The 25,218-nt window shown below is 71.5% G+C and carries 22 protein-coding genes, 1 tRNA gene and 1 pseudogene; 8 read left to right on the forward strand and 16 right to left on the reverse strand.

Going from position 1 to position 25,218, the window contains the following annotated elements; translation table 11 throughout:
- From DVH02_RS30470 to DVH02_RS30485, 4 genes are all read right to left on the reverse strand, one after another.
- A partial coding sequence (locus DVH02_RS30470; RefSeq protein ID WP_147286167.1) for a DUF397 domain-containing protein occupies positions 1-88 on the reverse strand: 88 nt, incomplete at its 3' end.
- Positions 89-111: 23 nt separating this feature from the next.
- Positions 112-309, reverse strand: a complete 198-nt coding sequence (locus DVH02_RS30475; protein ID WP_114627083.1) for a DUF397 domain-containing protein — start codon at positions 307-309, stop codon at positions 112-114.
- Positions 310-332: 23 nt separating this feature from the next.
- Positions 333-530 (reverse strand): DUF397 domain-containing protein, encoded by a 198-nt coding sequence (locus tag DVH02_RS30480; protein WP_114627084.1) that lies wholly within the window; start codon positions 528-530, stop codon positions 333-335.
- 14 nt (positions 531-544) lie between these two features.
- Positions 545-1,399: a helix-turn-helix domain-containing protein gene (locus DVH02_RS30485; RefSeq protein ID WP_114627085.1), complete on the reverse strand. Its 855-nt coding sequence runs from the start codon at positions 1,397-1,399 to the stop codon at positions 545-547.
- 177 nt (positions 1,400-1,576) lie between these two features.
- On the opposite strand from DVH02_RS30485, the gene DVH02_RS30490 reads away from it, so the two are divergent.
- Positions 1,577-1,903 carry a hypothetical protein gene (locus DVH02_RS30490; RefSeq protein WP_114627086.1) on the forward strand — a complete coding sequence of 109 codons (327 nt, stop codon included), beginning with the start codon at positions 1,577-1,579 and terminating at the stop codon, positions 1,901-1,903.
- Between the two features lie 125 nt (positions 1,904-2,028).
- Positions 2,029-3,012 carry a helix-turn-helix domain-containing protein gene (locus DVH02_RS30495; RefSeq protein WP_114627087.1) on the forward strand — a complete coding sequence of 328 codons (984 nt, stop codon included), beginning with the start codon at positions 2,029-2,031 and terminating at the stop codon, positions 3,010-3,012.
- A gap of 8 nt (positions 3,013-3,020) precedes the next feature.
- Here the strand turns inward: DVH02_RS30495 and DVH02_RS30500 are convergent, their stop codons facing one another.
- The 3 genes from DVH02_RS30500 to DVH02_RS30505 all read right to left on the reverse strand — a co-directional run bounded on the left by DVH02_RS30500 (position 3,021) and on the right by DVH02_RS30505 (position 5,054).
- Positions 3,021-3,995 (reverse strand): AurF N-oxygenase family protein, encoded by a 975-nt coding sequence (locus DVH02_RS30500; protein ID WP_114627088.1) that lies wholly within the window; start codon positions 3,993-3,995, stop codon positions 3,021-3,023.
- 139 nt (positions 3,996-4,134) lie between these two features.
- On the reverse strand, positions 4,135-4,419 hold the full coding sequence (locus tag DVH02_RS36545) for an alpha/beta fold hydrolase (RefSeq protein WP_233518555.1): 285 nt from the start codon (positions 4,417-4,419) through the stop codon (positions 4,135-4,137).
- Positions 4,389-5,054 carry an alpha/beta fold hydrolase gene (locus DVH02_RS30505; RefSeq protein ID WP_233518556.1) on the reverse strand — a complete coding sequence of 222 codons (666 nt, stop codon included), beginning with the start codon at positions 5,052-5,054 and terminating at the stop codon, positions 4,389-4,391. The genes DVH02_RS36545 and DVH02_RS30505 overlap by 31 nt, the downstream gene beginning before the upstream one ends.
- A gap of 137 nt (positions 5,055-5,191) precedes the next feature.
- Here DVH02_RS30505 and DVH02_RS30510 point away from each other — a divergent pair, with 137 nt between their 5' ends.
- Both DVH02_RS30510 and DVH02_RS30515 read left to right on the forward strand, forming a co-directional pair.
- A complete protein-coding gene (locus DVH02_RS30510) occupies positions 5,192-6,139 on the forward strand; it encodes an ADP-ribosylglycohydrolase family protein (RefSeq protein ID WP_199566473.1) in 948 nt (315 codons plus the stop codon).
- A 211-nt stretch (positions 6,140-6,350) separates the two neighbouring features.
- A complete protein-coding gene (locus tag DVH02_RS30515; protein WP_407697698.1) occupies positions 6,351-7,286 on the forward strand; it encodes a LysR family transcriptional regulator in 936 nt (311 codons plus the stop codon).
- Here DVH02_RS30515 and DVH02_RS30520 read toward each other — a convergent pair.
- The 6 genes and pseudogenes from DVH02_RS30520 to DVH02_RS36845 form a co-directional block, all read right to left on the reverse strand.
- Positions 7,238-7,588 (reverse strand): annotated as a pseudogene (locus DVH02_RS30520) (GNAT family N-acetyltransferase); the annotation flags it as partial. The gene DVH02_RS30515 and the pseudogene DVH02_RS30520 overlap by 49 nt on opposite strands.
- Positions 7,589-7,609: 21 nt before the next feature.
- Entirely contained in the window at positions 7,610-9,067 is a 1,458-nt protein-coding gene (locus DVH02_RS30525) for a penicillin-binding transpeptidase domain-containing protein (RefSeq protein ID WP_114627091.1), read from the reverse strand.
- Complete coding sequence (locus DVH02_RS30530; protein ID WP_114627092.1) at positions 9,064-10,410, reverse strand: FtsW/RodA/SpoVE family cell cycle protein; 1,347 nt, start codon at positions 10,408-10,410, stop codon at positions 9,064-9,066. The genes DVH02_RS30525 and DVH02_RS30530 overlap by 4 nt, the downstream gene beginning before the upstream one ends.
- Positions 10,411-10,611: 201 nt before the next feature.
- A complete protein-coding gene (locus DVH02_RS30535; protein WP_114627093.1) occupies positions 10,612-11,022 on the reverse strand; it encodes an SH3 domain-containing protein in 411 nt (136 codons plus the stop codon).
- 121 nt (positions 11,023-11,143) lie between these two features.
- Positions 11,144-12,496, reverse strand: coding sequence for a sensor histidine kinase (locus tag DVH02_RS30540; RefSeq protein ID WP_114627094.1), 1,353 nt, complete (start codon positions 12,494-12,496; stop codon positions 11,144-11,146).
- Positions 12,493-13,533 (reverse strand): hypothetical protein, encoded by a 1,041-nt coding sequence (locus tag DVH02_RS36845; RefSeq protein WP_199566474.1) that lies wholly within the window; start codon positions 13,531-13,533, stop codon positions 12,493-12,495. Before DVH02_RS36845 ends, DVH02_RS30540 begins: the two co-directional genes overlap by 4 nt.
- Positions 13,534-13,856: 323 nt before the next feature.
- Here DVH02_RS36845 and DVH02_RS30550 point away from each other — a divergent pair, with 323 nt between their 5' ends.
- Entirely contained in the window at positions 13,857-14,741 is an 885-nt protein-coding gene (locus tag DVH02_RS30550; RefSeq protein WP_114627095.1) for a nuclease-related domain-containing protein, read from the forward strand.
- Here the strand turns inward: DVH02_RS30550 and ligD are convergent.
- On the reverse strand, positions 14,686-15,591 hold the full coding sequence (gene ligD / locus DVH02_RS30555) for a non-homologous end-joining DNA ligase (RefSeq protein WP_114627096.1): 906 nt from the start codon (positions 15,589-15,591) through the stop codon (positions 14,686-14,688). The genes DVH02_RS30550 and ligD overlap by 56 nt on opposite strands.
- 43 nt (positions 15,592-15,634) lie before the next feature.
- Here ligD and ku point away from each other — a divergent pair, with 43 nt between their 5' ends.
- Positions 15,635-16,636: a non-homologous end joining protein Ku gene (gene ku / locus DVH02_RS30560; protein WP_114627097.1), complete on the forward strand. Its 1,002-nt coding sequence runs from the start codon at positions 15,635-15,637 to the stop codon at positions 16,634-16,636.
- Positions 16,637-16,710: 74 nt separating this feature from the next.
- Positions 16,711-16,782, forward strand: a tRNA-Arg gene (locus DVH02_RS30565).
- Positions 16,783-17,176: 394 nt separating this feature from the next.
- Here the strand turns inward: DVH02_RS30565 and DVH02_RS30570 are convergent.
- The gene (locus DVH02_RS30570; RefSeq protein WP_233518557.1) at positions 17,177-19,042 is read right to left on the reverse strand and encodes a DUF2075 domain-containing protein; all 1,866 of its coding nucleotides are present in this window, start codon (positions 19,040-19,042) and stop codon (positions 17,177-17,179) included.
- A 75-nt stretch (positions 19,043-19,117) separates the two neighbouring features.
- Positions 19,118-20,071, reverse strand: a complete 954-nt coding sequence (locus DVH02_RS30575; RefSeq protein WP_233518558.1) for a protein NO VEIN domain-containing protein — start codon at positions 20,069-20,071, stop codon at positions 19,118-19,120.
- 257 nt (positions 20,072-20,328) lie between these two features.
- Between DVH02_RS30575 and pglW the strand changes: the two genes are divergently transcribed.
- Entirely contained in the window at positions 20,329-25,146 is a 4,818-nt protein-coding gene (gene pglW / locus DVH02_RS30580) for a BREX system serine/threonine kinase PglW (RefSeq protein WP_114627099.1), read from the forward strand.
- Positions 25,147-25,218: the final 72 nt, after the last annotated feature.

The following is a 25,218-nucleotide window of genomic DNA, read 5'->3' on the forward strand; positions in this document are numbered from 1 at the left end:
TGATGGTGCCGTCGTCGGCGGCGGCGACGTGGACGCAGCCGTTCCCGCCGCCGCTGTATGACGACTTCTGCCAGCTGTAGTCGGGCATGTTTCAGCTCCTCCTTGCTGGGCTTAGCCGACGAGGTGGTCGAACTCTCCGGCTTTGATGCCTTGGATGAAGGCGTGGAGTTTGGCGGGGGTGGTGGTGACGATGATGTTGGGGTCGTCGCTTTCGACGAGCTTGATGGTGCCGTCGTCGGCGGCGGCGACGTGGACGCAGCCGTTCCCGCCGCCGCTGTATGACGACTTCTGCCAGCTGTAGTCGGGCATGTTTCAGCTCCTCCTTGCTGGGCTCAGGCGACGAAGTGGTCGAACTCTCCGGCTTTGATGCCTTGGATGAAGGCGTGGAGTTTGGCGGGGGTGGTGGTGACGATGACGTTGGGGTCGTCGCTCTCGATGAGCTTGATGGTGCCGTCGTCGGCGGCGGCGACGTGGACGCAGCCGTTCCCGTCACCGCTGTATGAGGACTTCTGCCAGTGGAGGGCGGACATGTGCCTTTCCTTTCTTACAAAGCTGCTGCGACGCGGCGGATCAAATCTCGGGACCCCGATGGTTTGAGGCTACAACGCTCAATGTGGTCCAGGATGATTCGGTACCTTGCCAACTGCGGCTGCGCATCGAGGAATGTGAGGCCGTGGTCCGTGTCGAGCTGGACCGTGTCCAGGGCCTGTACCGTGCCAGCCATGTAGTAGATGCCGGTTCCGGCGCTGGGGAAAGTGCCCGCGCCGAAAGGGACTACCAGGATCGTGACGTGCTCCAGCTCGCTCATTTCGAGCAGGTGCTTGAGCTGCCCACGGGTCACTTCGGGGCCTCCGAAGCCCATGTGCAGGGCGACTTCGTGCAGGACTGTGGTGAGTGGCTTCGGATTCTCCCCGTACACCGCCACCTGTCGCTTGATCCGGAACGAGACGCGGTGTTCCACCTCGTGAGGGGCGAACGACGGCACGACATCACTGATGACGGCACGGGCGTATTCCCTGGTCTGGAGCAGTCCTGGCAGGTGGCCCATGGCTGAGGTTCGCATAGACGTGGTGTGGTGTTCGAGTTCAGCCAGGTCAAGGGCGCCCGGAGGCATCAAGGTCCGGTACTCGTCCCACCACCCCCGTGTCCGTCCTCCGGTCATCTCCGTGAGCGCCTCGATGTACGCCTCGTCCGTGCAGCTGTAGCTCCGGGCCAAGGCGCGGACTCGGTCCGCGCCCACCGCGTAACGGCCCGATTCGATGCTGCTGATGCGCGGCTGCGAGGAGCCGTCGAGCACGCCCGCCTGTGCTGTGGTCAGTTCGGCCTGCTGGCGGAGTCTGCGCAGTTCCGCGCCGAGACGTCGCTGTCGCACGGTGGCAGGAAGGTGCTTGGGGCGCATATTTCTCCCTCACTCATTTGGATGCTCTCTCCTCAGTCAGGTAGATGAATCATAGCGACGTCGTTACGGTGTGAACCAAGCCACAGCCAAGTGGCCCCGCCGCAAGGCGTCTTCGCTCCGCCGTGCCCTGCCGCGTCTCGATCAGGCGGATGGGCGTGTCTACCGAAGGGGATCGTCATGACCGTATCGCCGCAGGACCTTGACCTGAACTCGTTCGATTACGAGCGGGAGTTGTACGAACTCGTGCGCGACACCGCTCCCCGCCTCTTCGCCGTCGTCGTCGAGTACCGCGACGGCGACGGTGCGGAGGACAAGGACGCCGCCGTCGTCGCCTGGGGGCTCGCGCATGAGGACGGTGCGGCTGATGTGACGCGGGTGGACGGCGGCGGTGGGCGGTTGCGGCTCGCGGCGCCCGAGAACGTGGCCCGGTACTTCGGGCGGGCGGACGGGTGCTCGCCCCGTCTGGTGTGGCTCGCGTCCGAGGTGAGCGCCTCGGTGGCGTGAGTCCCGTACGTCCGTATGGGGGCCGGAGCCCGTGCGGCCCCCCGGTTAGGCTGCCCGTTGGTGGGCGGGAGGCCGGCCAGTGGGCAGAGTGCGACGGGGGCCGAGCGCAGGGGAGTGGGAGCGCGATGATCGGGACGGTGTTCCGGAGTGAGGACGTGCCGGTGGAGGACCGGTTCGACTACTGGCGGGAGCTGACCAACCGGACGACCGCTCCCAGCGACCTGAGCAGCGACCACGCCCTCGATTACTGGGCTGAGCAGCGGCTGCTGCGGCTGGGGCCGGTGACCGTGTGGCCGGCGTCGTTCCTGCCCGCGCGGTTCCGGCGGAACGCGAAACTGATTCGGCAGTCCGACCCCGAGGAGTACCACCTGTCGCTGGTGCTCGGTGGCGGGCTGGGGCTCGACCACGTCGGACGGACCGAGACCTACGGTCCGTCCGACGTGTGGGTGGCCGACACCTCGCAGCCCTATGAAGTGGTTCCGCCGGACGACCGGGACCGTCGCATGATCACCGGAGTGGGGGTGGAGTTCCCCAAGGCGCTGCTGCCCGCCTCGCCCGACCGGGTCCGGCACCTGCTCGGAAGACCTCTGCCGGGACAAGAGGGGACGGGGGCTCTGCTGACCGGTTTCCTCACCGGGCTCAACCGGGAGTCCGACGTCCTCCAGCAGTCCGAGGCGCCGCGCCTGGGCACCGTCCTGCTCGACCTGCTGGCGGCCTGGTTCGCCCAACTGCTCGACGCCGAGGCGGCCCTGCCGCCGGAGACGCGCCACCGGGCCATGATGGAACGCGTACGGGCGTTCATCCGGCAGAACCTGCACGATCCGCAGCTGACCCCGCCCGTCGTGGCCGCCGCGCACCACATCTCCCTCAGCTACCTGCACCGTCTCTTCCGGGAAGAGGGCGTCACCGTCTCCGCCGCCATCCGGCACCAGCGCCTGGAACGCGCGCGCCACGACCTGGCCAACCCGGCGCTGCGGACCGTGCCCGTCCACGACATCGCCGCCCGCTGGGGCTTCCACCACGCCGCCGCCTTCAGCCGCGCCTTCCGCGCCGCCTACGGCGTCCCGCCCACCGACTACCGGCACGAGGCCCGCCTCACCGCCGCGTAGCCCGCGCCTCAGGCCAGCAGCCCCGACGCCTGCCACATCCGGCGTCCCGGCCCGCGCAATACGCCGATGTCGTCCAGGAAGTCCGTCAGCCGCTTCGCGCCCGACCGCATCACCTCTCGGCGGTGCCCGCTGGCCCGTACCTGGGCGACGGCCTCCCGTGGGTCGAGGCCGATATCCTCGTACACACGCGGGTTGACGAAGCAGACGGAGAAGACCTTCGCGGCCTGGCCGCAGCTGAGCCGGGTGAACTCCCGCTCCCAGCGGGGCGCGGTCACCATCTGGCGCCGCAACTCCTCCCGGGCGTAACGGACATGGCGCGACTCCTCGATGACGTGGATACGGGTCACGCCGCGCACGAGCGGCTGGACGCGTTCGTCGGGGAAGGTGAGCCGCTGCATCCAGTCGAGTATCTCCTCGCCGAGGAGCGTCGCGGCGAAGGAGCCCGGAGTGGTCGAGACGGTCTTCAGGACGCGCGCGAGCTGGTGGTAGCGCCTGGGCACCGGGTACGAGGGCGTGCCGCCCCGCTGGATCAGCCGGGCGAACATCATCGAGTGCCGGCACTCGTCCGCTATCTCCGTGAGCGCGTAGCGGACATGGTTGCTGGTCACCGGCTTGTCGTAGATGTGCCGCACCAGCAGCTGCATCAGGATGATCTCGAACCAGATGCCCAGCGAGGCCAGCGACGCCGACTCGTGCCTGGCCAGGTCCATCCGCCGCTCCTCGGACATCCTCTCCCAGAGCGGGGTGCCGTAGAGCGAGATCAGCTCCGGCGGCCAGAACCACTTCCCGTCCTCGAACGGGGTGTCCCAGTCGAGTTCCCCGTCGGGGTCGAAGGAGTGTGCGGCGGAGGCTTCGAGCAGCCGCGCGGCGACCTGCTCGCGGTCCCTGAGCGGGCCGAGCGCGTCGCGGAGCAGCTGTACGTCGTCGGCGGTGGCGGGCGTCGGCGATGTGACGGGCCGTGGCGGCGGCGGGGGTGGCGTCATGGCTGAGTACACCTCATGGCTGGGTTACCGGCGGTCACTCCTTATGAGACTCCGTGTCAGTAAGGACGTCAATCCCCGAAGCGCCAGTTGTCGACGCGCTGCCCAACAGCGGTCGCCGGTACGGCCGTCACCGCTGTCGTCACAAGGTGCCGGTGAAGGCGAGCACGAGCGCGGCGATCTCCTCCGGCTCCTCCAGCAGCATCGCGTGGGTGGCGTCGATGTCCTCGACGGTCAGTGAGTCCCGCTCGGCCCGTGCCGCCGCGAGGTCCCGGTCGAGCCCCTTCGCGTACGCGGCGGTCAGCTCCTCGAACCACTCCATGCCCGGCGTCGGCGGTTGCGCCCGGCGGCCCCGTACGCACAGGACGGGACACGGCACGCTCCGTACCAGCGCCATCAGGTCGAGGCCGTCCAGCGCCGTGTACATCTCCAGCGCCCGTTCGCGTACGGGCAGTGTCTGGAAGCGGCCGTCGGGCAGTTCCCGGACCGCACCGCGCGCGGCGGCCTCCGCTCGCGCATACGGAATGCCGAACAGGCCCGCGTACGCTGCCTGTTGGGTGAGTGATCGGGCTCGGCGATCTGTCCGGCGGCCGAACGGATCAACTCCCCGATCCGGGCGAGACCGCTGACCACCGCCTCCCGGTCGAGCCCCGGGTACTGCTCGGGCCTGCCCCACCAGAAGCCGTCCAGATCGACCGCGCCCGGGGGCGCGCCCGCGCCGTCACCGCCGGACCTCCCCCCGCGCCGGGCCGCGTGGTGCAGCGCGACCATGCCGCCCAGGGAGTGCCCCACCGGCAGCGCGTCCGGCATGCCGTACGCGACCAGCACCCGCTCCAGCGCGGCGACGGCACCGTCGAACGACCAGGGGCCCTCGGTGTGTTCGGAGCCTCCGTGGCCCGGCAGGTCGACCGCCAGCACCCGGTGCCGGTGGGTGAGGAGCGGCGCCACGGCGGTCCAGTCGGCGCGGGACCGGCCCGAGCCGTGCAGGAGCACGAGCGGCGGGCCGTCGCCGCCGTGGTCGTGGGCATGAAGAAGTGCCTCTGAAAGGGGGGTTGTTGGCATAGGAGGGACGGTAACTGCCCCTGGACGGCGGGAAATCGTCCGCCAGGAGGACGGATTCGGCCCTTCCGACCCTTCATACTGGATATACGAGGGAATAGTGCGGCACGGACGCGCCGGTTCACGGCACGATGGCCGGTATGACCGCCCGAGACCCGGACCCCCGCAGCGCCTCAGACCCTGGCCCCGACCGTGTGGTCGGCCCCGACCGTGTGGTCGGCCTCGCCGCCGCCCGGCGCAGCCTCGAAGGGCTCGCCCTGGGCGACGCCTTCGGCGAACGCTGGTTCCCGCTCTTCCGTGAACCGCGGCGCGCGTACGACGAGATCGCGGCCAGGGAGACCCCGGCGGAGTCCGAGTGGCTCTGGACGGACGACACCGCGATGGCGCTCGCGATCCACCGCGTCCTCGACGAGTGCGGCGTGATCGACCAGGACCGGCTGGCGCTCGCCTTCGCCCTCGCGTTCGAGGCCGACCCCGGCCGGGGCTACGGATACGGCATGCACATGCTGCTGCCCGCGCTCCTCGCGGAACCGGAGAGCTGGCGCACCCTCGCCGCCGGGCTGTTCGACGGCGGCGGCAGCCTCGGCAACGGAGCCGCCATGCGCGTCGCGCCCCTCGGCGCCCGGTTCGCCGCCGACCTCGACCTCGTCGCCGAACAGGCCGCGCGCTCGGCGGAGGTCACCCACGCGCACCCGCAGGGCATCGCGGGCGCGGTGGCGGTCGCCGTGGCGGCGGCCCTGTCCGTACGGTGCGAGCTGACCGTCGCGGCGGTCGCCGAGGCCACCCCGAAGGGGCCGGTACGGGACGGTCTGGCGCGCGCCGCCGAACTCCCCTTCGCCACCGAGCCCCGCGCCGCCGCCGGACTCCTCGGCAGCGGAAGCCGTATCCGCGCCGACGACACCGTCCCCTTCGCGGTCTGGACGGCGGTCAGACACCGCGACGACCTGACGGCGGCGCTCTGGGCCACGGCGGAGGGCGGCGGTGACACCGACACCACCTGCGCCATCACGGGGGGCATCGTCGCGGCCCGCACGGGCACGGACGCGGTCCCGGCGATCTGGCGCGCCCGCCGCGAGCCGCTCGGCTAGTCGGTCAGTCGGCGAGTCGGCGAGTCGGTGAGTCGGTTGAGTCGGGCGGTCAGGCGGTCAGGCGGCGGTCGGCTCAGGGTGACGGGGCAGATCCGGCGCGGCCTTACCCTGCGAAACCGTCCGTTGGCCAGAGGCGGCTAAGTGATCCCGGCGCGAGGCGGCAAAGCCATCATTTCGCCGCGTGGAAACAACGATCGGTTGTCCCTCTAGGATGGTCGGCGTGGACCTCATCGCCGTGCATACCTTCGTCTCCGCCGCGGACGCGGGACAGTTCCAGGAAGCCGCCGTCGACTTGTCGATCACCCCGCAGGCCGTGTCCAAGCGCGTCGCCGCGCTGGAGAAGGACCTCGGCGTGCGGCTCTTCAGCCGTACGGCCCGCGGAGCCCGGCTCACCATCGACGGGCAGGCGTTCCTGCCCTACGCGCGGGCCCTCCTCCAGGCCGAGGAGCGGGCGGCGGCTTCCGTGCTGCCGGGGCGGCGGGCGCTGCGCGTCGATGTGCTCGGCCGTCGGCTCTCCGTGGCGGGTCTGCTGCGCGACTTCCACCGCGTCTATCCGGAGACCGAGCTGGACGTCGTCACCCTGTTCGACCACGAGACGGCCATCGCCGCCGTCCGGTCGGGGATGATCGACGCGACCTTCCGCACCGTGACGATGCGGGGCCGGCCGCTCCCCGACGGTGTCGAGGCCGCTCCGGTCTTCGACGAACCGCTGTACCTGTTCACCGGACCGGCGCACGAGTTCGCCGCCGCCGACGCGATCGCGCCCGCCCAGCTCGCCGGGCGCCGGATCTGGATGCCGGGCAACCTCCCCGGCACCGAGTGGGCCGCCTACTACGACGAACTCGCCGCCGCGTTCGGGCTCACCATCGACACGGTCGGCCCCAACTTCGGTATCGAGCCGCTCCTCGACACGATCGCGGACTCCACCACACTGGCGACCTTCGTCAGCGAGCGGACTCCGCTGGTCTGGCCCGCGGGCCACGACCTGCGGCGCATCCCGCTGCGTGACCCGACCCCGGTCTACCCGCACTCGCTGATCTGGCGCACCGACAACCCGCACCCCGCCCTCGCCGTGCTGCGCCGGCATCTCACCTCCGCCTACCCGGGCCGCCCCGACACCGGCACCTGGGCACCCGCGTGGGCCTGAGGCGGCGCGCCGGGGCTCCCGCCCGGTGGGCGGACCATGTACACGTCGATCGGGTCCTCGCACTCCACCGTGAACCCGTGCCGCTCGTAGAGCCGCCTGGCCGCGCTGCCCCGGACCACGTCCAGCCGTACGGCCGCGTCCTCGGCGTCGGTCCGCGCCAGCAGCGAGCCCAGCACCGCCGAGCCGAGGCCCCGGCCCTGGACGGCGGGGGAGAGGTAGAAGTGCTCCAGCCACCGGCCGCCGTCCTGGGGCCGGAGAGTGACGCAGCCCGCGAAGGCGCCCGCCACGAGCACGACGGAGGTGGCCCTGCTCCGCCGCTCCGCTCACTCGTTCAGCGCCGCCTCCATCACCGCTCGCGCGATCGGCGCCGCGTCGCCGCCCCCGCTGATGTCCGCCCGGTCCGCCTCCGCGTCCTCCACGACCACCGCCACCGCCACGGCGGGCCGGCTCGAATCGCCCGCCTGCGCCCACGCGATGAACCAGGCGTACGGCGTACCGGAGTTGCCCACCCCGTGCTGCGCCGTCCCCGTCTTGCCGCCGACCGTCGCGCCGTCGATCGCCGCGTTGGTGCCCGTGCCGTCCTCGACGACGCCGATCATCATCTGCCGCAGCCGGTTCGCCGTCAGCGGGTTCATCGCCCGCCGGTAGGTCCGCTCGCCGGTACGGGTGAGGGTGTCGCCGTCCGAGGCCAGCGTCCGGTCCACCAGGAAGGGGTACTTCAGCTCCCCGCCGTTGGCGACGGCCGAGGCGACCATCGCCATCTGGAGCGGAGTGGCCCGGGTGTCGAACTGCCCGATCGACGACAGCGCCAACTGGTCGTCGCTCATCCGCGTGTCGAAGTTCGAGGCCGCCACCCCGGACGGGATCCTGATCCCCGCGTCGTTGAAGCCGAACTTCTCCGCCGACTTCACCATCGCCGGGAGCCCCGTCTCCACCCCGAGCCCGGCCATCACCGTGTTGCACGACCATCTGATCGCGTACTCCAGCGACGCCCGGTCGCACCCCTCCGCCTCGTTGGGCAGCGTGGTGTCCGTCCCCGGCAGGACGTACGGCTCCGGGATGTCCGTGGGTGCCTCGACATCGGTGACCGTCCCGGCGTCCAGCGCGGCTGCCGCCGTCACGATCTTGAAGGCCGAGCCGGGCGGATAGGTCTGCCGGATGGCCCGGTTGAGCATCGGCTGCGCCGCCTCGTCGTTCAGCCCGGTCCAGGCGTCGGTGACCGCCGTACCCGTACCCGAGATCAGCCCGGGGTCGTAGGACGGGCTGCTCACCAGGGCCAGGATCCGGCCGCTGAACGGCTCGACCGCCACCACCGCGCCTCGCCGGCCGGCGAGCCCCTCGTACCCGGCGCGCTGCGGGGCCGCCTTGATGGTGGTGGCGACCTTGCCGCCGGGGCTGCGGCCCCGGGTGATGTCGTTCCAGAAGGGGAACGGGGCGAGCAGCGGGTCCGTACCGGACAGGACGGAGTCCTCGGCGTTCTCCAGCAGTGTCGTGCCGTACGTCTGCGAGGCGTAGCCGGTGACCGGCGCGTACAGCGGGCCCTGGAGGTAGGTGCGTTCGTAGCGCAGCTGCTGACCGGTGTCCCGGGAGCCGGTGACCGCCTTGCCGTCGACCAGGATCGGGCCGCGCGGCTGCGAGTAACGGGCCACCGTGTCGCGGCGGTTGCCCTGGTTGTGGTCGAGCGAGTCAGCGTCGAGCACCTGGATCCGCGCCGAGTTGACCAGCAGGGCGGCCAGCAGGAGGAGGAAGAAGACGGCCGTCCGCCGGATGTATCGCGTCATCGCGGGTCCTCCCCCGGGCGCGGCCTGCGCGCCGAGTCGCTGAGCCGGATGAGCAGCGCCACCATCACCCAGTTGGTGACGACGGACGAGCCGCCCTGCGCGAGGAACGGCATCGCCATGCCGGTCAGCGGGATCAGCCCCATCACCCCTCCCGCGATGACGAACACCTGGAGCCCCAGGATCGCGGAGAGACCGATCGCCAGCAGCCGGCCGAACGGATCGCGCAGCGAGAGCCCGGTACGGAAGCCGCGCGCGACGAGCAGCGCGTACAGCAGGAAGATCGCGGTCAGCCCGACCAGCCCCAGCTCCTCGCCCGCCGTCGCGAGGATGAAGTCCGACTTGGCGGCGAAGCCGATCAGGATCGACCGGCCGAGCCCCAGACCGGTCCCGAGCATCCCGCCTGCCGCGAACGCGAAGAGCGACTGGGCCAGCTGACCCGGCCCGCGTCCCGCCTCGATGGAGGCGAACGGGTTCAGCCAGTCCTCCACCCGGCTGTGTACGTGGGGTTCCAGCGAGCCGACGGCGAACGCGCCGACGGCCGCGAGCAGCAGCCCGACCGCGATCCAGCCGGTGCGGCCCGTCGCCACGTACAGCATGATCACGAAGAGTCCGAAGAAGAGCAGCGAGGTGCCCAGGTCCCGTTCGAGCACCAGGACGAGCACGCTGAGCGCCCAGATGGCGACGAGCGGGCCGAGCACCCGCCCCGTGGGCAGCTGGAGCCGCCGGAGCCTGCGTCCGGTGTGCGCGAGGGCGTTGCGGTTGGCGGCGAGGTACGCCGCGAAGAAGACCGCGAGCAGCACCTTGGCGAACTCGCCCGGCTGGATGGAGAATCCGCCGAACCTGATCCAGATCTTCGCGCCGTTCACGGCGGGGAAGAAGATCGGCACGATCAGCAGGACCAGCGCGGTGGCCACCGAGAGATAGGCGTACCGCTGGAGGACCCGGTGGTCGCGCAGGAACGCGACGACGGCGATGAACAGCGCGGCGCCCAGCGTCGACCAGATCAGCTGGGTGGGCGCTGCCCGGTCGTTCGGGGTCTCCAGGTCGAGCCGGTAGATCAGCACCAGGCCAAGGCCGTTGAGCAGGATCGCGATGGGCAGCAGCAGCGGATCCGCGTACGGGGCGCGCAGCCGTACCGCGATGTGCGCGAGGAGGGCCAGGGCCCCGAGACCGGCGCCGTAACCGGCCGCGTCCGGCGGCAGGGTGTGGTTCTTGCCGAGGCCGACGCTGATGTAGCCGAAGACGGAGACGAGGACGGCGCAGACGAGGAGCGAGAGTTCGACGCCGCGCCGCCTGCGCAGGCGTGGCGCGGGCGGGGGAGCGTCCGCCGTCGTTGCGGTCATGTCCGGCAACGTAGCAAGGCGGCATGCCTTATGTCCGCTTATGGGGGTGCGGGCGCGTAAGGCATGCCGCCTTGTCGGGAGTGGCGCCTGTCAGGAGTGGCGTCCCGTCAGGTGCGGCGTCCCGTCGGGAGTGGCGTCCCGTCGGGAGCGGCGTCCCGTCGGGAGTGGTGGGGGAGGGGCGTGGTCGGCGGAGGCGCGCGGTCAGCAGAGGTGGGGGACCGCGCCGATGCTGCGGATGTACTTGGCCGACGCCCAGGCCCAGCGGCCGTCCGCGAGGAGGTACCAGGTGCTGTTCCCCTCGACGTCGTCGGCGTTCACCCGGCAGAAGATCCGGACGATCTGGCCGTACTCGACCGAGCCGACGACACGGGCGCTGCGGTACGGCTTGTCGTGGAGCAGCAGTCCGGTCCTGGCCGTGACCTCGCCCAGGTAGTCGCCGGGCGCGGCCAGGACGGAGACGGCGGGCGCGGCGGCGGTTTCCGCGGTGCTGGCCGCCGCGGTGGTGGTGGGCGCCGCGCTCGCCGGGGCGACCGCGGTGAGGGCGAGCGCCGCGGCGGCGACGGTGGTGACGGCGAGGGTGGCGGCGGTACGGCCGAGGGAACGCACGTGCATGGTGACTCCTGTGTTCCTGGTGTGCCTGGGTGCCTGGAACCTGCGGCGCGGGGCGACGGGCCGTGCGACCGGCCGACCTCGCGTGGTTCACGCTAGGTCGGCTGCTCAAGGTCCGCACTTTTTACGGTGGGTGGGTCCCCGGCGGACGGCCGCCCGGTGACGGGCTGTCCGGTGACCGGCCGTCCGGTTCTCCGAGGCCCTGATCTGATGTGCCATCGGGTACGTACGCGGGCAGCGTCAGCCGCGCCAGCGCCCCGCCGTCCGGCGCGTCGCCGAACACCAGCCCGGCCCCGATCACCGCCGACTGGCCGACGGCGATGGTCAGCCCCAGCCCGTGCCCCTTGCCGCCGCCCTCCGTACGGAACCGCTGCGGCCCGTGCTCCAGCAGATACGCCGGATAGCCCGCGCCGTGATCGCGTACGGTCACGGTCGGCCCGTCCACGGTCAGCACCACGGGCGGGCCGCCGTGCCGGTGCGCGTTGGCGACGAGGTTGCCGAGCACCCGCTCCAGCCGCCGCCGGTCCGTCTCCACCGGGACGTCGCGCACGATCCGTACCTCGCACTGCGTGCCGGAGGCGCGCACCACCCCCGCGACCAGCGGCCCCAGCGGATGGACGGCGAGATCCACCTGCTCCGTACGGGCGTCGAGCCGTGAGATCTCCAGCAGGTCCTCGGTCAGCGTGCGCATCGTCCGCACCCGTTCGCGCACCATCTCGGTCGGCCGGCTCTCCGGCAGCAGTTCGGCGGCGGCCGAGAGCCCGGTCAGCGGGGTGCGCAGCTCGTGGGCCACGTCGGCGGTGAAGCGCTGCTCGCTCAGCAGCTTGTCCTGGAGCGTCGAGGCCATGGTGTCCAGCGCGGCGGCGACCGTGGCCACTTCGTCCTGCGGGCGCGAAGGGCCTTTCGCGCGGGGGTCGTTGACGCGCGCGTCCAGATCGCCCGCGCCGATCCGCCGGGCCACCCGCGCCGTCAGATGCAGCCGCCGGGTCACCCGGGTGACGGCGAAGGCGCCGACGAGGAGAGTGGCGCCGATGGCGAGCGCGGAGGAGCCGAGGATCGCCTGGTCCAGATTGGTGATGGTGTTCTGGCTGAGCGTGTAGTCGACGCGGGCGACGAGCGTCCTGCCGTCGGCGGGCCCGGCCGCCCACATGGTGGGCCGTCCGTCGAAGTCCGCGACCATCGTGCCGCGCCTGCCGCGCAGCGCGAGCGCGCGCAGCGGTTCCGGCAGCCCCGGGGCGTCCAGCCCGGCGAAGCGCGGGAGCGGCTCACCTGCCTCGTACGTCCGGGTGACCGAGGTCAGCCGGGAGAGTGCTTTCTCCCGCGCGGAATTGACGGTCTGACGGGTGACCGAGACATGGACGAGCGCGCCGAGCAGCGCGGCCAGCGCGCAGCACATCACCGTGATGAAGACGGCGGCCTTCCAGGTGAGGGTGGCGCTCCAGGCGGGCAGCCGGGGTCGCGTCGGCCGGGGCGTCATGGGGGGCTCGCGTGGTCGGAGGCCGCGAGGAGGGCATGGTGGCCCACATGGCCCAGCGGGGACGGCCCGCCGGGGCCGGAAGGCGGGGAACCGGTGGTGCCCGGCCGCGACGGGCCCACCGCACCGGGCAGGTGCGACCCCACCGGGCCGGGGAGCGGAGACCTCACCGGGCCGGGGAACGACGGGCCCACTTGGCCGGGGAGCGACGGGCCCACCGCACCGGGCACGGGCGACCCCACCGGGCCGGGGAGCGGAGACCTCACCGGGCCGGGGAACGACGGGCCCACTTGGCCGGGGAGCGACGGGCCCACTTGGCCGGGGAGTGGTCCCCGCCGTACCCTCGGGCGCCCCGAGGGCGCCGGGGTCACGGCCGGGACGATCTCGTCCCGGGTGGGCAGCATCGTCCCCCGGCGGCCGTCCCAGGACCAGGCGGTCCGGTACTCGTAGCCGGGGATGCCCGCCGAGACCACCCGCAGAACCAGGTCTCTGCCCGCCAGTTCCGCGCCGACGATCTGGTCCGAGGTGGACATGATCCGGATCAGCGCGCCCTTCTCCGCCGTGTAGCAGCGGACGGCGAGCTGCTGATAGGGGAGTTCGATGCCGATGATCAGCTCGTCGCGGCCGTTGCCGGTCAGATCGTGGTGGTACGCGCGCAGGACCGGGCACCCCGGGCCGCGCCGGGCCCCCTCCCCGCACTCGGCGAGCCGTGCGGCGGTCTCCCGGGGGAGCCCGTCGACGCCGGTCACGTCGTCGGGGTGGGCGGCGACCTCCGCCCGTACGACGGCGACCGGGCTCACCGTGTCGATGTCGTCGTGGGCGACCTCGATGCCGGGAACGCGCTCGCGGGTGGACTCCCCGAAGTCGAGCGGCGGCGCCGAGATGGGCGGGAGACCGGGCCACAGGCGCACCGGCCCGATCGCGGTCGGCGTCGGGCCCGCGCTCCTGAGCCCGCTCTGCCCGGCGCACGCGGACAGGGCCAGGGCCAGCGCGGCGGTGGTGGCCAGCGCTGTTCCGGCTGCGACGCGGCGAGGGGGCAAGACGCTCCTGGAACGAACGATCGAACGATCTAGGTAGGTCTGTCACTTTATGGCGAGAAAGATGCTTTAAGTCGCATTTCATGGCCGGTGGGCGTCCGGCCACCCCGGCGGCGGCTCATCCGCTGCCCGGTCCCGCTGTCCGGCCTCGCTGCCCGGTCCCGCTGTCCGGTCCTGCCGCCCGGTCCCGCTGCCCTGTCCCGCCGCCCGGTCCCGCTGCCCTCCCGTCGCCCGGGGCCGCTGCCCTCCCGTCGCCCGGGGCCGCGCCCACGCTGTCTTGCCCGGCGCCCCGGAGGCTGTTCCCATGGTCATGGGGGTGAGACGCCATGACCCGATTACGCGTCACGCCGGGCGGCCGGGGCGGTCCCGGCCGGTTGCTCGTCACCCGGCGGGACGGGACGACCGTCGCCTGGTACGACAGGGACGCCGGCCGGATCAGCCTGTTCCCCGGGGCCGGGCGCGACGAGGTGCTGGCCGCGCTGGCGCCGTACCTGACCGGCCAGGTGTCCGTCGGGCCGCCGCCCGTGCCGACGCCCGCCGACCTCGACCGGCTCTCCCTCCACCCGGACGACGACCTGGCCCCCAACCGGCCGGGCGAGGCGCTCCACGGCGCGCTGGACGCGGCGCCGGACCCGGGCGGCGGGCCGGGGGAGCGGTGGCGACGGCGGCTGCGCGAGGCCGCCGTGCGCGCGGAGCTGGCCGCGCAGCGCGACGTGGGCGAGCGGCTCGACCGGCTGGACGGCGCCGGCTGGCGCGTCCTGCACGCGATCCCGCTGCCCGGCGCCGCGCCCTCGCACGTCGACCATCTGGCGATCGGTCCTGCGGGCGTGCTGGCGGTACGTACCGTCGCCGCCCGCGACCGGCGCGTCCGGATCGCGGGCCCGCTGCTGCGGGTGGGCCGCGCCGCGCCCCTGCCGCAACTGCGCTGGGCGTGGCACGCCGCCGAGTGCGCCGCGCTCGCGCTGGCGACCGCCGTGCGCCCCGTACTGGCCGTGGCCGAGCCCCGGACGCTGGACGGCGGCCCCGGAGGCGACGTGGCGGACGTCCGGGTGCTGCGCGACACGGGGATCCCGGCGCTGGCGTCGCTGGGCGGCGTACTGAAACCGGCGGACATCGAGGCGCTGTACGCCACCGCCCGCGACCGCCGCACCTGGCTCAGCCGGCCCCCGGCGACGGCCGGGGCAGGCGGCCCGCCCGGTCCCGCTCGGTGAGCGGGGCGAGGAGGTCCCCGTACCGCTCCAGCCGTCCCGCGAGGTCGTCCAGCCGGAAGACCAGCTGTCCGGGAGCGTCGCAGCGCTCGATCTCGTCCCAGGTCACGGGCGTCGACACGGTCGGCTCCCGCTGGGCACGCACGGTGTAGGGGGCGGCCGTCGTCTTCGCCGCCGCGTTCTGGCTGTGGTCGACGAAGACCTTCCCCGGCCGCAGCGCCCGCGCCATCCGGTGCACCACCAGCTCCGGCAGCGCGGCCTCGGCCTCGACGGCCAGCTCGCGGGCGTACGCGGAGACCTCGGCTGCGGGCGCGGGGAGCAGCGGTACGAGGACGTGCAGCCCCTTGGCGCCTGAGGTCTTCACGTACGCGTCCAGCCCGTCCGCGCCCAGCCGCCCGCGCAGCCAGCGCGCCACCGCGCAGCACTCGACGGCGCCGGCGGGCGCCCCGGGGTCCAGGTCGAAGACCAGCCGGTCGGCGTGGCCGGGCGCCTCGGCCCGCCACTGGTGCGTATGGAACTCCACGACCAGGTTGGCCGCCCACATCAGCGACGCCAGATCCGCCACGACCACCTGCCGGCCGGTGTCGGCCGACTTTCTGGGCACGTCGGCGATCCGTACCCAGTCGGGGGTGCCCGGCGGCGGGTTCTTGGTGAAGAAGCGCTGGCCGTCGGGGCCGTCGGGATAGCGCAGGAAGGAGACGGGCCGGTCGGCGAGATGGGCCAGCAGAGGGGCGGCCGTACGGGCGTAATAGTGCAGGACCTCGCCCTTGGTGGTGCCGGTGGCGGCGTACAGGACCTTGTCCAGGTTGCTGAGCGCCAGGCTCCGCCCCTCCACCTCCGTGATAGGCGTCATACGATGAGAATCGCACCGATACCGGAAGAAGGCGGGATGAACTGTGCGATCCATATGGAACGGCGCGATCTCCTTCGGGCTGGTCAGCATCCCGATCAAGCTGGTCAACGCCACCGAGAACCACTCGATCTCCTTCCGCCAGATCCACAAGGACGACGGCGGCCGGATCCGCTACCGCAAGGTCTGCGAACTGGACGGCGAGGAGGTGACGGCGCCGGACATCGGCAAGGCGTACGAGGACGCGGGCGGCGTGATGATCCCGATCACCGACGAGGACCTCGCCGCGCTGCCGCTGCCCACGGCGAAGACGATCGAGATCGTCGCGTTCGTCCCCGCGAGCGAGATCGACCCCCTCCAGATGGACACGGCGTACTACCTCTCCGCGAGCGGCGTGCCCGCCGCCAAGCCGTACACCCTGCTGCGGGAGGCGCTGAAGCGCGGCAAGAAGGTCGCGATCGCCAAGTTCGCCCTGCGCGGGCGCGAGCGGCTCGGCATGCTCCGGGTGGTCGACGATGTCATCGTCATGCACGGCCTGCTCTGGCCGGACGAGATCCGCGCCCCCGAGGGCGTCGCACCGGAGACGGGCGTCACGGTGCGCGACGCCGAACTCGACCTGGCCGACGCCCTGATGGACACCCTGGGCACGGTCGACCTCGACTCCCTGCACGACGACTACCGCGAAGCCGTCGAGGAGATGATCGCCGCCAAGGCCGAGGGTGAACCGGCCCCACCGCGCGCACCGGCGGAGACCGGCGGCGGCAAGGTCATCGACCTGATGGCAGCCCTGGAGAACAGCGTCCGCGCGGCCCAGAAGTCCCGCGGCGAGGACGGCCCCGCCACCGAGGCCGAGGTCACCCCGCTCACGGACCGCGAGCGCAAGCCGGCCAGGAAGACGGCGGCGAAGAAGACCGCCGCGAAGAAGGCGGCGCCCGCGAAGCGCGCCTCGACCGGCAAGGCCGCGGGCAGGAGCACCGCGAAGACAGCCACCAAGAAGACCGCCACGAAGAAGGCCACCACCACGCGCGCCAAGCGCGCCTCCGCCTGAGCCGAAATACCTGTTCACGGCCACCCCGTCGAAGCTGGTAAGGTTTCTCTCGTCGCCAGGCAAGACGGCGGAACGCCCCCGTAGCTCAGGGGATAGAGCATCGGCCTCCGGAGCCGGGTGCGCAGGTTCGAATCCTGCCGGGGGCACCTTGTGAAAGGTGCCTGAAGACCCCGCCATCAGCGGTTTCGCTGAGGACGGGGTCTTGGCGTATGCCCAGGCGGATGCTGTTGGCGGCAGACGGTCGCCAGGCCGCGTGACGGGCCCCGACCCCGACGCTCATGGAATGGCACAGCCTCGGAGCCGAAGCCGCGAGGGGTGCCCGCGTGATCCGATCGTTCAGCGAGCGAGCGAGTGGCCGGTACCGGCCGCGACGAACCGGAGCGGATCGGCGACTTCGGTGAGGTCGGACCTGCCTCCGCAGGGCCGACCGCTTCTTCCGTGACGTCAGTGCCGTCCGTCGAGTCGCTTGCAGTGTCCGCACGCCTTCAGGTCCTGCTCCTCGGCCACGCTCTTCGGCATGGCGCCGCCGTCCTGCCGTTGCTACGGAGCAACCCTGCCCGGGATGAGCGTGCGCAGTTTGGCTTGCGTTTCGGGATCGGTGGAGAACAGTACGGTTCCGGTCAGGCCGCGCGTCAAGAGCACTTTGTACCGGTTGCGCAGAAGGCGCGAAAAATCTTGAGGGGACGCCGCCTTCAAGCTGCTGTCCTTGCACTCGTCCTTGACGGCATGCCATCCGTTGCCGCGCCAGACCAGGTCGGGGCCGAGGATGGTGCCGTTCCAGGCATATTCGAATCCCTGGGCCGTGTAGATGCAGCCGACCTGACCGATGCCGCCCGCCTCGGTGGCCCAGAGGGAGGACCGCGGCCCACCGGGCACTTCGCGCTCGCCTTTGACGTTCCAGGGCCGGCGCCAGCCCCCAATGACGATGTCGTCGACCAGGGTGCCGTCCTGGCGCGGGGCGCTCCAGGGCCAACAGAAGCCTGCGGTCATGCGGGCCGTGGAGCCGGACTCCTGCCGTGCGCGGAGATAGGTTTCCAGCTGCTGGGGGGTATCGGCGAGCAGCAACTCGAAGTTGGGCTCAGGTGTCCAGCACGTCGGTCCGCCGGGTTCCAGGTCCAGCAGCCGAAGGAGCCACCTCTCGTAGGCGCGGCTGCCGCCACAGCGGAACTGTTCGTTGAGGTCGACATGGCGCACGTCACATCCGCGCGCCTTGGCCGCAGCATCGATCTCTCTCACGCTGCCCATCTCGTCAGGCCGTACGACTTGGTGCTCGTCGAGGAGGAAGACCGGGACCCTGGCGGCATCGATGAGTTCGGCGACCTGGCTTCGCCTGTTCCGGGTAGCGTCCGGAGAGTTGGATTTGTCCGGACGGTGGCGGATCCGATGTGCCTCGTCGCAGACGATGACGTCGAGTGCGTTCTTCTCCGCGCTGCCGAAGTCGAGGAAGTAGCGAAAGAGCTTGGCGACGCGCTTGTTCTTCCGCTCGACGACGTGCCGCAGCGTGGTGGTGAACGACTTGGAGCCTGTCGCATGGACGACGCTGCGGCTGTTTCTGCCGAGATGGCCCATCAGATGCAGGGCGATCAGGCTCTTGCCCGATCCGGGCCCTCCGGTCACTACGATGACTTCCTTGCGGTCCGACTGCCGCGAGATGGCGACGGCACGCTTGACCAGGGAAACCGCGACCTGTTGCTCGTCCATGAGGTGGAACTTGCCACCGTCGATGATCTCCTCGGCGGCCACTCGCATGAGCTGCTGACCCGGGACGACGGGGCTCTCCAACAGCGCGTCCGCATCGAGAGCCCCGTCGAGGGGCGAAATCTGGTTCTGCAGGTGCCGAATGAGTTGGCCACGTGAGCTGTCGGTGAAAAGGTGTGCTCGCGCATCGCCCGTTGCGAGCAGTTCGGTCACGTCCCGGTCCTGGGCGTTGTGGAGGTAGGCAACCCCCGTGACGTGGTGGCCCGGGTCACCCAGCAAGGCAGTGAAGTCCCGCAGGTATTCGCAGTACCGGCGCACCTGGGCGACCGGGTGGAGGTGGGCTTGGAAGCCGTCTCGCGGTAGCCAGCAGAGATCCGTCGTTTCGGGGACCATCCGGGCTTCGCTCCACTGCTTGAGCTCGACCACGACATAGGAGGGTCTGCCGGTGTTCGGGTGCGTGCCGACCAGAATGGCGTCCGCGCGCAGGCTACTCAACGGCATCCTGTACTCGAGCAGCACTTCCACCTCTTCCAGGCCCGCGTCGCACAGCACCCGGGCAAGAGCGGGAAGGCTGTTGCGCCATGCCCGGACCTCGGCGCCCGCCGCCGAACGGAGGAGTTCCGCAAGGGACCGTTCGGCCAAGGACTCGGCCAGCGAACCGGGGTCGGCGCGTTCCAGGGCACGGGCTGACATACGCAAGAGGGCCACAGAAGAACTCCGTACGATTACGGCCCGCGACGGGGCGAAGGCGCATCGGCAGAAGAGGGGTCGGGACGGGGCGGGTCAGTCGGCGAACGGCAGGCGGTACTCGAACCGTCGGGGACGCAGATCTTCCTCTTCCGGGTACCAGTCCTCGAAGTGCGACACCCTTCCTCCGCTCATGGCGTAGTCGGAACTGCGCGCGTCGGCGACGATGTCGCTGACCACGTACAGATCCACGGTGTGCCGCGGGTTACGCGCGTGCTCGACCTCGTTGATCGTCAATTCCACGCTCGTGGCCGCGCCCGTCGTTCCCTTGACCTCGACGCGCCGCTCCTCCCGCGCGCGCGTGCAGTGCAAGTCGTAGGGTTTACCCAGGCGTTCGACGGTCCATCCCTGTCGTTCGTAGTGAGCGACGGCCATGTTCTCCGCGTGGAGTTCGATGGCCTTCCGCTTTTTGGGATCGGAGATGAACCCGGCGCCGCGCCCCGGGCGCTTGGGCGCCTCGACCTGTTCCGTCGTGAACCGCGGCGCGCGGTTCAGGGGAACGTTCTGCCGCTGCGCCCAGTCGGCCTGGATGCCCGCGGCGTCGAGCAGCGGCTGTGGGTCCAGCTCGCAGAGCTTGCCGATGCCCCGCTCGGTCCCGGAACGGCGGATGGCGTCGCTGCCGGCCAGCCCCCAAGGACCGTGCTCGTCAAGCGATACGTCGCGAACCACGGCCAGCGGCTCGATCCCGAAGCGGACCGGGTACTTGACGGTGTTCTCGGCTTCCTCGTCGGGCCAGTGGGGCGCGCGCCCTTCGTAGAAGTCCGTGCGGACTTCGCACAGCCACAGATCGATCCGCCGCGTGAGCCACTCACCGAGGGGCACCCGCGGGCCCGCTCCGGTGGCCAGCACGGCGAAACGTGGACGAGCCGACCTGTACTCGGGTTTCGATTTCGGAAAGCCCCAGGAACAGGTCTCGAGCCCGTACTCCAGGTTGAGCTGGGACTCCGGACGCTGACCGACATGCACCATAACGAAAGACTCACGCTTCACGCAGGTAATCATAAGAGCGGATTGTCGTAAGGGGGATCGATAAAGAGCTTCAGTGGCCGGTGCGCGGGAGCTCGAAAGCATCCCCGGCCTTCCCGGAGTGCCGGCGGCGGAGGGGTGGTCGTGGAGCGGGGGGAGGGGGACAGCCGTTATGGGAGCGCTGACGGATGCCCGACCCGTTACGATCTGAGGTGGGGATTTGGCTGCCCAGCAGTCGCAAATCGTGACAAATTGCCACAGATGTGAAGCGGGGATGGCGCATGCGGGACGGCCGGTGGACGACGGTCACCGAATCCGAGTTCCAGCATGAGCGGCGGGGCCTGGAGGCCGTCCGGGAGAAACTCCCGGACAACGATCCATGGCGTGCCTGGTCGAACTTCACCTTCACGGCGAACACGGGGCACGTCCGCGAGGTCGACCTGCTGGTCGTCGCCCCCGGCGGGGTGTATCTGATCGAGCTGAAGGACTGGCACGGCTCGGTCGAGTCGCGGAACGGCACCTGGCTGCAGGCCCAGCCCAGCGGGCGGCAGATCTCGCACGGCAACCCCCTTCACCTGGCGAACAAGAAGGCGAAGGAGCTGGCCGGGCTGCTGGCGCGCAACGGCGAGAAAGTGTGGGTGTCGGAGGCGGTCTGCTTCACCGACTCCTCGCTGAAGAACCGGCTGCCCGCCCACGACCAGCACGGCCTCTACACCGTCCACCAGCTGGCCGCCATGCTGGGCGAGCCGCCGCGCGACGAGCGCCGCCGGATCGACGGACCGCGGTCGCGGCGTATCAGGACTGCCCTGGAGCGCGTCGGTATCGTGCGCAGCGACGCCGAGTTCAAGGTCGGCCCGTACCAGCTGCACCGCAAGTCGTTCGACTCGGGGCCGACCTGGGCCGACTACCTCGCCCGCCACAGTGAGCTGCCCGAGGCCGCCCGCGTCCGCGTCTATCTCCGGGAACGAGGCTCGGACGCCGAGCTGCGGGCCTCGGTGGAGCGGGCGGCGCGGCGTGAGGCGGCGGTACTGCGGCGCTTCCGGCACCCGGGCGTCGTACAGCTGAAGCAGTACGACCCGTCCGGGCACTCGGCGGGACCCGCGCTGATCTTCGACTTCGATCCGCGGACCCTGCGCCTCGACGAGTATGTGGCCCAGTACGGTCAGAGACTGGACATCCTCAGCCGGATGGCGCTCGTACGCCAGCTCGCCGAGACCCTGCGGTCGGCCCACGGCCGCCGGATCTACCACCGCACCCTCGCCGCCCGAGCCATCCACGTCATGCCGCGCGGCCGGGTGACGGGACCGAGCGGGGGACCGGGGAAGGGGCCGGGGAAGGGACCGGGGAAGGGTCCTGGTGACGGTCCGGCCGGCGGCTCGGGCAACGGTCAGGACAGCGAGGAGACGGGCTGGTACACCCCGCACCTCCAGATCTCCGACTGGCAGGTCGCGGTCCAGCGCGGCTCCGAGCAGAGTGGCGGCGACCGGACCGGCGCCGAACGGTTCGCGCCGACCACCCTCTCGCGCGCGGGCGCGCACCTCGCGGAAGGCACGGACCCCTACCTCGCCCCGGAACTCACCGCCCTGAAGGCCGACCCCGTAGCCCTGGACGTCTACGGCCTCGGCGTGCTCACCTATCTCCTGGCCACCGGCAAGGCCCCCGCCGCCAGCCAGGCCGAGCTGCTGGCGCGCTACGACGCGGGCGAGGGCTTGCGCCCCAGCGCCGTCGTCGACGGCCTGTCGCCCTACATCGACGAGCTGGTACAGGCGGCCACCGCCTACAGCGTCAACGACCGGCTCTCCTCCGTGGACGACTTCCTGGAAATGCTGGAAGTCGTCGAGGACACGCTCACCGAGCCGTCGTCCGCCGCCGCGGCCGCCCCGCGCCCGGCCGAACCCGAGAAGGACCCTCTCGAAGCGGTCGCGGGCGATGTGCTGGCAGGCCGCTGGGAAGTCAGGCGCCGCCTCGGTACGGGCTCGACCAGCCGCGCCTTCCTCGTACGGGACCTTGGCGCCGGGCCCGACGTGCGCTTCGCCAAGTCCCTCGCCGTACTGAAGGTCGCGCTGACCGACAGCCGCGGCGACGTCCTCGCCCGCGAGGCCGAGGTCATGGGACGGCTGCGCCCCGACTCGCGGATCATCCGGCTCATCGAGCCCGAACCGCAGCGGATCGGCGGACGCACCGTCCTGATCATGGAGTACGTCGGCGACGAACGTGAGGCCGACGCCGAGCCCTCCGCACCCGGTGAGAGGAAGAGCCGCCGCCGCGAGGAGACCGTCGCCCGCCAGCTCCGCGAGCTGGGCCGCCTCTCCGTCGACCAACTGGAGGCGTACGGCGACTACTTGTTCGGCGCGGTGGACTTCCTGGAAGGCGAAGGCGTCTGGCACCGCGACATCAAGCCCGACAACATCGCCATCCGTATCCGCCCCAACCGCACCCGCGAACTGGTCCTCATCGACTTCTCGCTCGCCGCCTACCCGGTACGGGAGACCGGAGCCGGCACCGACGGCTACCTCGACCCGTTCATCGGCACCCTCACCGAACGCTCGGTGTACGACGCACACGCCGAGCGCTACGCCCTGGCCGCCACCCTGCACGAGATGGCCTCCCGCGAACTCCCGGTCTGGGGACAGGGCAGGGTCTCCCCGCGCCAGACCGACTCGGAGAAGGAGCCGTACCCGAAGATCGCCGCCGACGGCTTCGACCCCGCCGTACGGGACGGTCTCGTCGCCTTCTTCCAGAAGGCCCTGCACCGCGACGCTGCCCAGCGCTTCACCGACCTCAAGCCGATGCGCGACGCCTGGAAGAAGATCTTCCTGGCCATGGACGAGGCCAAGCCGTCCTCCCGCCGCTCCCGGCACACGGCCCCCGCGACGGCCACCCCGTCCCCGGGCGCCGGTGCGGCAGCTCAGCAGGACGCCCCCATCCTCGCCGCCGAGGAGGAGAGCGCCGACCAGCAGCGCGCCCGGCTCGCCGCCGCCGCCGACCGCACCACCCCCCTCTCCTCCTCCGGGCTCAGCCCGGCCGCCGAGTCGTTCGTCTACGGGCTGCGCGACGTCAACACGGTCGGTGAACTCCTCGACTACAGCCGCCATCAGCTCGTCAACGCCCCCGGCCTCGGCGCGAAGACCCGCAAGGAGGTCCTCGGCCGGATCAAGGAGTGGCGACAGCGCTTCGCCGAACAGCCCGCCACCCCCCTCACCCCCGAGGGCCGCAAAGCGGCGAAGGAAGAGCTGTCGGCCGTGGAAGCCGCGGTGGTGGACGCCGTCGGCACCCACGGCGACCCGGGAAACCTGCCCGAGCGCGCACTGCGCCGCCTCAGCCTCGACACCCTCGCCACGGTCTTCGTCCCGGAGCTGAAGAAGGACGGCGCGAACCGCAACGAGTGCGAGATGGTCCGCCTCCTGCTGCGCCTGCCCAACGCGGCGGGCACGCTGCCGGGTATCGGCGTCTGGCCCAAGCAGAAGGACGTCGCCGACGAACTGAACCTCTCCGCCGGCCGTATCCCCCAGATGCTCAAGCCCCAGCGCGCCCGCTGGAAGAAGCACCCGGCGGTCCGCGCCCTGCGCGCCGAGATCCTGGAACTCCTGGGCGACCTGGGCCGGATCGCCTCGGCGGCCGAGATCGCCGACGCCCTCGCCGTACGGCACGGCACCCAGCTCCTGGAACGCGAACAGCGACGGGCACTGGCCCTGGCGGCGGTACGGGCCGTGGTCGAGGTCGAGCAACTCGTACCGGACGAAGCCGAGTTCCAGCACATGGCGAACCGCGACGCCGCCGACGAGAGCATGGGCGCGGGCCTGCTCGCCCTGGAGGTCGGCCCCGACGACGCACCCGAGACCCCCTCCGGCCCCGGTCTGCTCAACTACGCCCAGAAGCTGGGCCGGGTCGCCGACCGGCTGGCGAAGCTCGACACCCTGCCCACCGCCGCGACCGTACTCGGCGAGCTGGGTGCCATCACCCCGCCCAGCGAGAGCGTCGAGTGGGACGACCGCCGCATGGTCGAGGTGGCAGCCGCCGCCTCCCGCCACGCCGCCGCCACCCCCAGGCTGGAGATCTACCCGCGCACCCTGTCACTCGTACGGGCCCTGCGCCTCACCCAGGCCGGGCTCGTCCCCCTCATCCCCGGGGTGGCCGAGGCACGGCAGCCCGGCCTGACCGGCGAACACGTCCACGAGCGCGTACGGGCCCGCTTCCCCGAACTCCTCGACGAACGCGGCGCCCACGCCCTGCCCACGGGCGCCCGGCTGACGCGGGCGCTGCGGGACGCGGGCTTCGACCTGGAGCTGTCCACCCGCGAGGACACCCGGACCCTCCGCTACCTCCCGCGCCAGACGGACGGACAGTCCACCTACTACACCTATCTGTCCTCCCTCTCCTCCGGCTCCGGCCGCCGCGCCACCGGCACCATCGCCGCCCACCGTTACTCCGACGATCCCCAGCTCGCCGGCGCGGTCGCGGCGGAGGAACGGCTGACGGCCTCGGCCAAGCGGGACGGGTTCCGGGTCCTGACGGTACGGACGGCCCTGGCCCGCGACGCGGCCGGTGAGCTGCAGGGTGACCGTTTCGTCGCCGAGGCGGTATCGGTGACCGACCTCTTCCTCCAGGCGCTCCACGAACTGGTCGACGCCAAGCCCAAGCCCACCTGGGAGACCATCCTGCGCGCGGACGCGGCGGCGCCGGGGACGAAGTCGGCGATGCGCTTCGCGGAGTACGCGCGGACGGCTTGGGGTGCGGTGGAGCCGAGGCTGAACGCGCTGGTGACGGGGGTGCCCGGCGCGGGGGCCTCTGGTGAGGCTGCGGGCGCGGGTACGCGGCCGGTGCTGCTGATGGACGCGGGTGTCTTCGGCCGGTACGACGCGATGGGCCTCCTGGAACGGCTGGCCGGGCTGTCGCGCGACGGCGGCCGGGGGCTGTGGCTGCTCTGCCCGCAGAGCGACCCGGCGAGGCCGCCGAGGCTGGGGGCGACGGCGGTGCCGTACCAGGCGGGGCTGGGCGAGTGGGTCCCGCTGCCGGACTCGTGGGTCGGTAACAGCCACCGGGCGGAGGCGGCGGGTCCGGGCGGGGCCTCGGGGCCGCTGGGAACAGCGGTTCAGTAGGGCACGTGATGGCGTGTGACGGCTGTGAAGCCGGTCATCGTACGCCCACTGATTGCAGATTACGGATTACGG

The sequence above is a fragment of the Streptomyces corynorhini genome, assembly GCF_003346515.1.
Classification (GTDB): Bacteria; Actinomycetota; Actinomycetes; order Streptomycetales; family Streptomycetaceae; genus Streptomyces; species Streptomyces corynorhini.

Bases quoted from the DNA above. Each gene is read 5' to 3' on its own strand.
- DVH02_RS30475 (WP_114627083.1), bottom strand. From the start codon at position 309: ATGCCCGACTACAGCTGGCAGAAGTCGTCATACAGCGGCGGCGGGAAC.
- DVH02_RS30480 (WP_114627084.1), bottom strand. From the start codon at position 530: ATGTCCGCCCTCCACTGGCAGAAGTCCTCATACAGCGGTGACGGGAAC.
- DVH02_RS30485 (WP_114627085.1), bottom strand. From the start codon at position 1,399: ATGCGCCCCAAGCACCTTCCTGCCACCGTGCGACAGCGACGTCTCGGC.
- DVH02_RS30490 (WP_114627086.1), top strand. From the start codon at position 1,577: ATGACCGTATCGCCGCAGGACCTTGACCTGAACTCGTTCGATTACGAG.
- DVH02_RS30495 (WP_114627087.1), top strand. From the start codon at position 2,029: ATGATCGGGACGGTGTTCCGGAGTGAGGACGTGCCGGTGGAGGACCGG.
- DVH02_RS30500 (WP_114627088.1), bottom strand. From the start codon at position 3,995: ATGACGCCACCCCCGCCGCCGCCACGGCCCGTCACATCGCCGACGCCC.
- DVH02_RS36545 (WP_233518555.1), bottom strand. From the start codon at position 4,419: ATGTACACGGCGCTGGACGGCCTCGACCTGATGGCGCTGGTACGGAGC.
- DVH02_RS30505 (WP_233518556.1), bottom strand. From the start codon at position 5,054: ATGCCAACAACCCCCCTTTCAGAGGCACTTCTTCATGCCCACGACCAC.
- DVH02_RS30510 (WP_199566473.1), top strand. From the start codon at position 5,192: ATGACCGCCCGAGACCCGGACCCCCGCAGCGCCTCAGACCCTGGCCCC.
- DVH02_RS30515 (WP_407697698.1), top strand. From the start codon at position 6,351: ATGGTCGGCGTGGACCTCATCGCCGTGCATACCTTCGTCTCCGCCGCG.
- DVH02_RS30525 (WP_114627091.1), bottom strand. From the start codon at position 9,067: ATGACGCGATACATCCGGCGGACGGCCGTCTTCTTCCTCCTCCTGCTG.
- DVH02_RS30530 (WP_114627092.1), bottom strand. From the start codon at position 10,410: ATGACCGCAACGACGGCGGACGCTCCCCCGCCCGCGCCACGCCTGCGC.
- DVH02_RS30535 (WP_114627093.1), bottom strand. From the start codon at position 11,022: ATGCACGTGCGTTCCCTCGGCCGTACCGCCGCCACCCTCGCCGTCACC.
- DVH02_RS30540 (WP_114627094.1), bottom strand. From the start codon at position 12,496: ATGACGCCCCGGCCGACGCGACCCCGGCTGCCCGCCTGGAGCGCCACC.
- DVH02_RS30550 (WP_114627095.1), top strand. From the start codon at position 13,857: ATGACCCGATTACGCGTCACGCCGGGCGGCCGGGGCGGTCCCGGCCGG.
- ligD (WP_114627096.1), bottom strand. From the start codon at position 15,591: ATGACGCCTATCACGGAGGTGGAGGGGCGGAGCCTGGCGCTCAGCAAC.
- pglW (WP_114627099.1), top strand. From the start codon at position 20,329: ATGCGGGACGGCCGGTGGACGACGGTCACCGAATCCGAGTTCCAGCAT.